Annotated in this window: 1 protein-coding gene and 1 pseudogene; both read right to left on the bottom strand. The window is 63.8% G+C overall.

The genetic code is table 11. The features are described from left to right. The coding region (locus tag HX846_RS36370) for a polysaccharide biosynthesis/export family protein (RefSeq protein WP_178967364.1) at positions 1-398 on the bottom strand (398 nt) is incomplete at its 3' end. 29 nt (positions 399-427) lie between these two features. Beyond that, a pseudogene (locus tag HX846_RS36365) lies at positions 428-845 on the bottom strand (glycosyltransferase family 2 protein); the annotation flags it as partial.

Here is an 845-nt window from a genome sequence, read left to right as displayed (position 1 = left end):
GGCGCCTGGTTGATGTTCACCGTCACCCGAGGCTCGCGATACACCGGTGCGAGTTTCTGGCTCAGCTCGGCGGCGACTTCCGCCGGCGTGCGCCGCGCCACCTGGATCGGCCCCAGGAAGGGATAGTTGATCTTGCCGTCGTTCTGCACGGTGTACAGCGTCAGCTCGTAAATCGTGCTGACGTTGAACGCCGACAGGGTTGGCATTTCCCCGGCATCGCGGACAATCCGCAACTGGTCGCCGATGCGGATCCGCTCCACCGCCGGCGGCAGTTGGGCCATGCGATCGAGGGCCTGCTTGCCCTCGTCCACCGTCTTGCCATCGGGCGCGACGATCCGCGCGGGCGTATTGCAGGCGGCCAATGCCATCATGGCCAGGACGAGCAAGGTTCGTTTCATCAAAGGGGTCTTCCTGTAGGTCATGATGCTCACCTCCAATAACCGGGGAACATGCTGATGCGCCGCTTGAGGGCGAGGGGGAGCTGGCGCTCCAGATGGCCCAGCCGGTAGCCGAGCAATTTGAACGCGCTGCGCACCAGTACTTCGGGTACGCGGTGCAATGCACCGGCTTCGCGTAACGCTCGAAGCTCGGCCAGTACATAGCGTTTACCTTCACCGCCGGCATCGCCAAAAGCCTGGCGGATCCACGGCTCGCGGCCGTAGAAAACGCCAATGTCGAAGTAGCGGTGAAACTCATCCATGAGACGGTAATCGTGGGAGTGATAGACCAGGGCGGTGGCGGCGTAGCGCACCTTGTAGCCTTCCAGCAGCATGCGGGCGGCGACGTAGGCGTCCTCGCTGCCGATCACATCCGCGGGGAAGCCACCGACGGCTTGCAGGGCGCTG

Origin of the sequence: Pseudomonas sp. K5002 (genome assembly GCF_013386655.1) — a bacterium.
GTDB lineage: Bacteria > Pseudomonadota > Gammaproteobacteria > Pseudomonadales > Pseudomonadaceae > Aquipseudomonas.
Note: the sequence above shows the minus strand (reverse complement) of the source record. Positions and strands in the feature narration are given on the sequence as shown.